Source organism: Bartonella sp. AP57NXGY, assembly GCF_042195805.1.
GTDB lineage: Bacteria > Pseudomonadota > Alphaproteobacteria > Rhizobiales > Rhizobiaceae > Bartonella.
Window position 1 is genome coordinate 1 of record NZ_JBHIOZ010000072.1, and the last position, 6631, is coordinate 6631.

The window sequence follows — 6631 nt, forward strand, 5'->3', positions numbered from 1 at the left end:
GTAGCAGTATATAATTAAGATCGTTTATAGGGAGCGATGAATATAGAAAGTTATATTGGGGAGGATCTTTGTTTATGGTTATAGATTCTCTGCATCCCGAATATAGACTGATGTATAAGAAAATTATTTTGTAGATGCTTAGTTTGATTAAATGAAATTGATGTCTAATGCTATGCTATTTAAGCAAAATCACAATCACTTTGTGTGAAAAGGTAGAAGAATACAAAAGGAAGAGATAAAATGGGAAAACAAAGAATATTGAAAAAAATTTCTATTTTATTAAGCTCAATCATTTTTTTTAATGGGGCTGTAACAACGGCATTCAGTGCCTCATCTAAAGATATATTGGTAATGGCATGGAATATTGATTCAATTAGTAGTTTTGATCCAGCGCAAACTGTTGAGGTTGTGACGAGTGAGTTATTAACGAATATTTGCAGCGCGTTAGTGCAATATGATGAGCATGATCCTACAAAAATTCGCCCTGCTATGGCAAAATCTTGGGACGTTTTAGACAATGGCAAAAGAATAGTCTTTCATCTTCGTGATGATTTAAAGTTTAATGATGGAAGGATGGCTACAGCGCAAGATTTGGTATGGTCGATGCGACGGATTATTAAATTAGGATTAAGCTATGCTCAATCTTTAATGGATTATGGGTTTACCAAAAACAATATTGAAACAAATATTCAGGCTCTTGATGATAAGACTTTACAATTAAAATTAGATAAACCCTATCCTATTCAGCTCATATTGACTGTTATTGGACAATCTTATGCTTCTGCTTTGCTTGATCGGAAAACAATTGAAGCACAGAGTATTAACGGTGATATGGGGAATAAATATTTAGCAACACATACAGCTTGTGTTGGACCTTATAAATTGGTGAGCTGGTCTCCAGGAGATAAAGTTGTGTTAGAGGCGACACAACATTATTGGGGCGATGTGCCTAAAATTAAGCAGATTGTTGTGCAGCATGTAGCGGATTCATCAAGTCAAAGACTTCTTTTGGAAAAAGGTGATGTGGATATAGTGCGTGATCTTTCTTCAGAGGATATTTTAGATCTTGAAAAAAAAGGAGGCCCAGTCAAAATTAGTCGTGTTTTGCGTCCGCAGATTATTTACTTATCGTTAAATAATAAGAATGCAATTTTTGCGAATGAAAAGGTCAGATTGGCACTTCGTTATTTGGTTGATTATGAAGGTCTTGGAAAAACTGTTTTGAAAGGGATTGCTATTCCTCGGGCAACTTATATGTCTTTAGGTGTTCCAGGTGCTTTAGATGAAAAAGAAGGTTTGCCTTTTCAGTTGGATTTGAAAAAAGCAAAACAACTGATTACTGAAGCTGGTTATCCTAATGGGTTTAAAGCTAATCTTTTAGTTGGAAGCCTTAGTTATATGTCGTCTGTTGCACAGTCTATTCAAGCCAATGCACGCAAAATTGGTGTTGAGCTTACAATTGAAAAAATGGCACAAAATCAATTGTTGAGCCGTGTACGTGGTGGAAATTATGATACTGCTATTATGGGGTGGGGGAGTGCCGATCCTGATGGACATCCTGCTTCATTAAATCACGTGTTTAACCCTGATCCAACATTTACAAAAAAGCACAATATGTATTTAGCTTGGCGCGCTGGGTATTATGATGAAAATATTAATAACATGGTGATGGATGCTTTGTTTGAGAAAGACCCCAATAAGCGTATCATGCAATATCGTACTTTACAGCATTATGTGCTAGAGCATGGTCCTATGGTTTATTTATTTCAGACATATTATACCGTTGGTATGGGGCCTGATGTCAAAAAATGGATTTGGAACAGTTATAGACTTTATTACAATGAAGCAGAAAAATAAAAAGAAGCATGTTATAGAAAAGGATTGTAGAACATGCTTAATAAGAGATTGTTTTGTTATATAAAAAAGTATTTGCTTTATGTTTTGTCGCTACAGAGGGGATTTTTATAATGGTTTTGCCACTTTCAGAGACTGAAAGAGCTGTATCAGAAAAGCAGAAAAAATTATTTTTATGGGATTTTTTATGCAAAGGATTGAAACTTCTTATTTCAGTTTTTATCACATTGCTTGGGTTGGTGACGATCACTTTTTTTCTTGGTCATCTTCTTCCTCTAGATCCGGTTCTGTCTATTCTTGGTGATAATATCAGTCAGGAAGCTTATGATGCAATGTATTATAAGCTGGGTCTTGATAAGCCGTTGATTGTCCAATATTGGAAGTATCTTCATAATGTATTTTTGTTTGACTTTGGAGATGCTTTAACTTCTGGGCGACCTGTTCTAGCCGATATTATGCGTGTGTTTCCTGCAACATTAGAGCTTGCAACCGTTGCTATTGTTATTGGCACAAGTCTTGGAATTCCATTTGGTGTTTTTGCAGCAATGTATCGCGATTCATTTATTGATTATGTTGTCCGTGTTTTTACACTTGTAAGTTATTCTACTCCAACATTTTGGCTCGGATTAATGGCGTTGTTAATATTTTACGCCAAGCTTGGCTGGGTTGGTGGCCCAGGACGACTTGATTTTCTTTATGAATATTCTTTTGAACCAAAAACAGGATTTTTCCTTTGGGATACTGCAAGCCAAGGACAATGGGAGGCTTTTGGTAATGTTTTTAGTCACGTTATTATGCCTGCTTTGATCTTGGCTTTCGGTGCTATGGCTTATATTAGCCGTATGACTCGTGGGTTTATGATTGAGCAGCTTAATCAGGAATATATCATTACTGCACGTGTAAAGGGATTATCGTGGGCGCGAACCGTTTGGGGGCATGCCTTTCGAAATGCTGCTGTTCAAATTATTACCGTTGTTGCACTTTCTTATGCTTTTTTATTAGAAGGGGCTGTTTTAACGGAGACAGTTTTTGCTTGGCCTGGTTTTGGACATTACTTGACAAATGCTCTTTTAGCCGGAGATATGAATGCAGTTGTAGGATGTACTTTACTTGTAGGATTTATCTTTGTCGCCATTAATTTATTTTCTGATTTGCTTTATCGCATTTTTGATCCAAGGACACGTTGAATATGACAGTAAGTAATCATCATAAATCGCAATCATCATCTTCTTTGGGTAGTTGGTTAAACGATCCTGTTCCAAACTCCATAATTCAAGCGAACATACAAAGAATTTATCACGCACTGGCTAAGTTTTTTCATAACTTTTCGGCTGTATTCGGTCTGCTTATTATTTGTATTATTATCATATGTGCATTTTTTGCTCCTTGGATTGCTACGCATGATTTTCTTAGCAATGATCTGGGGCATCGGTTGCAGCCACCCTCTATGGCGCATTATTTTGGAACAGATGAATTGGGACGTGATATTTTTAGTCGCCTTGTTTTTGGTTCCCGTATTACTCTTTATGTTGTTTTTCTTACAACAGTTATTGTAGGTCCAATAGGGCTTATTGTTGGAACTGTATCTGGTTATATGGGCGGATGGGTTGATACTGTGCTCATGCGCATTGTCGATATTTTTCTTGCTTTTCCAGGTTTGATTTTAGCTCTTGCATTTTCAGCCGCATTGGGACCAGGGATTGAAAATGCTTCTATTGCAATTTCAATTGCAGCATGGCCACCAATTGCACGTTTAGCACGTGCTGAGACTTTGACAATACGTTCTTCTGATTATGTTTCTGTAGTTCGCCTGCAAGGGGCCTCTGCTTGGCGAATTATTTTGTTTCATGTTGCGCCCATGTGTATTCCTTCAGTGATTGTACGATTAACTTTGGATATGTCTGGAATTATTTTAACGGCTGCTGGTCTTGGTTTTTTAGGGTTGGGAGCTCAACTTCCAAGTCCTGAATGGGGTGCGATGCTTTCTTCAGGGCGGGAATTTATGATGACAAATTGGTGGTTGGCGGCAATACCAGGCTGTGCAATATTATTTGCAAGTCTTGCTTTCAACCTTTTAGGTGATGGTCTTCGTGATGTATTGGATCCACGCAATGGGTAATAAATTATTAGAAGTAGAAGATTTACGTATTTCTTTTCCTACAACGCGCGGCATTTCAGAAGTTGTGCGTGGCGTTAGTTTTTCTGTTGGAAAAGAAAAAATTGGAATTGTTGGTGAATCCGGATCTGGAAAATCGATGACTGGGCGCGCAATACTAAGGTTGAGTCCAAAAGCAGCCATTGTTAAAGCTAAAAAAATGCGCTTTGAGGATGTTGATTTATTGGCCGCAAGTGAACCTCAGATGCGAAAAATCCGTGGGAAACGTATTTCAATGATTTTACAGGATCCCAAATATTCACTTAATCCATTAATACGGATCGGGGAACAGATTATGGAGGCTTACCGTATTCATTACCGTGTTTCAAAAGCTGAAGCGAGGGAGCGCACCATATCTATGTTAGAATCTGTTCATATTCGTGATCCTGAACATGTGATGCGTCTCTTTCCTCATGAAATATCTGGGGGGATGGGGCAGCGCGTGATGATTGCAATGATGCTCATTCCAAAACCTGATTTAATTATTGCTGATGAGCCAACATCTGCACTTGATATTACGGTCAGACGACAAGTTTTATCTGTATTAGATGAACTTGTGACAAAATCTGGAACGGGACTTATTTTCATTAGTCATGATTTAAATATGATTGCTGATTTTTGTGATCGTATTTTGGTGATGTATGCGGGCCGTGTCTTAGAAGAGTTGCCTGCTTCTGATTTGTCTCACGCTTGTCATCCTTATACAAAGGCGTTGCTCGCGAGTTTGCCACGGCTTGATAATCCAGTTGATATTTTGGCTGTTCCTGAGCGTGATCCTGATTGGTTGTATAATCCTACGATTGTTAATGGCGTTGAGGAGGTTCCTCATGACAAATTGTGAGAATATTATTGATGTTTCTAATTTATCTGTAACTTTTGGGCACAGGCATAAGGCAGTAACAGTTGTTAAAAATGTTAATTTTCATATTAAGCGTGGTGAAGCTTATGGTTTGATTGGTGAATCCGGATGTGGAAAGTCAACTATTTTGAATACATTGGTGGGGCTTATTCCAGATTATAGTGGAAAATTCCTTTTTGCTGGACAAGAAGTTGAAAAGAAAAGAAGTAAGGATTTTTTACGCTGTATTCAAATGGTTTTTCAAGATCCTTATGCTTCGCTGCATCCAAGAAAAATGGTCCATACGGTTCTTTCTGAATCGCTCAAAATCCATGGAATGGATAATCAAAGAGAGCGGGTGGAGGATGCTTTAGATTCCGTTGGTTTAGATTCTTCATTTCTTTATCGTTATCCTCATGAGTTGTCTGGAGGGCAGCGTCAGCGTATTGCTCTTGCACGTGCTTTAATTATTGAGCCAGAGGTGTTGTTGCTTGATGAGCCAACATCTGCATTGGATGTGTCGGTACAGGCTGAAATTTTAAACTTGTTGAAATCACTGCGCGTGAGAAAAAAGCTTACTTATTTAATGGTATCCCATGATCTTGCTGTTGTTGCACATATTTGTGAACGTGTTGGAATTATGCATAAAGGGATTATTCTTGAAGAGCTTAGCAATGATGAATTGCGTAATCTACATGCGCAACACGATTATACAAAGGAGTTTTTTGAAGCAAGTATAGAGCCTATTGTCCATAGAGAGCAAAGAGCATGATCAATTTTACAGAAGAGAAAATGCAATTTTATTTGTTTTGAAGTTTCTGGAGATGTTTGGCGGCATTGTTAAGAGGGAAGGGGATAATAGGATTTTTTCAGTATGAATTTTCTGGGCAGTGTTTGAGCTGTAATATTTTAAATCCTATTAGAACTTCCATTTTGAAATATATGAGTGACTTATAACATACATCCCTTTGTTTGATATTATTGCATTATTTTTTACTTATCATTTTATGTTCAAAAGTTTTATTTTGGAATTTTAAGCATTAAATTCGTGAGAAATAACAAACGATAGTAATGTTGTATTTTCTAGAAAAGCTTCTCATTATTTTACAATATCATTTTGTTTTTGGTTGTTCTCTTTTTTACAGTTTTATTCTTTATAAAAAGAATTTTTTGTAAAAAACATCCAATGGTCAATGACTGTCTTCAAATATTTCGCTGTTCTCTATTTAAAAAAGCGCTTAAAAACAGCTTATAATAAACCAAAAAGGCAGCAATATGCTGCCTTTTTGTTAAATTGAATAGGCTATTTTTACAGTCTTGATTTTAAAACTGATAGAGTATTCCTCCTGAAAAGCTTGCACCACTTATACCAGTTTTTGAAGCTTTTGTTGATAGCTGACATCACCATGAAGGGAGAGGTTAGCGGACAATTGTGGGCCACCTTCAACGGAACTTCCCGAGGGGTCACATTTATAATACTTATCAATATGGAATGTCTGATCATCACCAAAGGTTTTGATTAAGTTTACTTTTCCATAGAAAGACATAGGACGGCTGTTTTCAGTGGCAATGGTTTTTGTCAAACGTCCACCAACACGGGATTATCCATTGAGAAGGATTTTGCATCTCAATGGTCAGATTATCAGCATCTTTAATGGTATCAAACATCAAATGTTGATAGGCAAGCTGTGCCTGCGGTTCGAATGTTACGCCTTGGATACCTGTTGCAAATTGTTTGCTAACAGTTGTGGAGATCGTCAACATTTTTGCATTTTTCAATTTTG

5 protein-coding genes and 1 pseudogene are annotated in these 6631 nt (G+C 37.1%); 5 read left to right on the plus strand and 1 reads right to left on the minus strand.

Annotation, left to right across the window (positions count from 1 at the left end):
* Positions 1-240: 240 nt before the first annotated feature.
* From ACFIL8_RS06895 to ACFIL8_RS06915, 5 genes are all read left to right on the plus strand, one after another.
* A complete protein-coding gene (locus ACFIL8_RS06895; RefSeq protein WP_375612275.1) occupies positions 241-1857 on the plus strand; it encodes an ABC transporter substrate-binding protein in 1617 nt (538 codons plus the stop codon).
* A 110-nt stretch (positions 1858-1967) separates the two neighbouring features.
* The gene (locus ACFIL8_RS06900) at positions 1968-3041 is read left to right on the plus strand and encodes an ABC transporter permease (RefSeq protein ID WP_375613823.1); all 1074 of its coding nucleotides are present in this window, start codon (positions 1968-1970) and stop codon (positions 3039-3041) included.
* A 2-nt stretch (positions 3042-3043) separates the two neighbouring features.
* The gene (locus tag ACFIL8_RS06905; RefSeq protein WP_273790732.1) at positions 3044-3973 is read left to right on the plus strand and encodes an ABC transporter permease; all 930 of its coding nucleotides are present in this window, start codon (positions 3044-3046) and stop codon (positions 3971-3973) included.
* Positions 3966-4850 carry an ABC transporter ATP-binding protein gene (locus ACFIL8_RS06910; protein ID WP_273790733.1) on the plus strand — a complete coding sequence of 295 codons (885 nt, stop codon included), beginning with the start codon at positions 3966-3968 and terminating at the stop codon, positions 4848-4850. Before ACFIL8_RS06905 ends, ACFIL8_RS06910 begins: the two co-directional genes overlap by 8 nt.
* On the plus strand, positions 4837-5619 hold the full coding sequence (locus ACFIL8_RS06915; protein WP_273790734.1) for an ABC transporter ATP-binding protein: 783 nt from the start codon (positions 4837-4839) through the stop codon (positions 5617-5619). Before ACFIL8_RS06910 ends, ACFIL8_RS06915 begins: the two co-directional genes overlap by 14 nt.
* 551 nt (positions 5620-6170) lie before the next feature.
* Here the strand turns inward: ACFIL8_RS06915 and ACFIL8_RS06920 are convergent.
* Positions 6171-6631: pseudogene (locus tag ACFIL8_RS06920) on the minus strand (autotransporter outer membrane beta-barrel domain-containing protein); the annotation flags it as partial.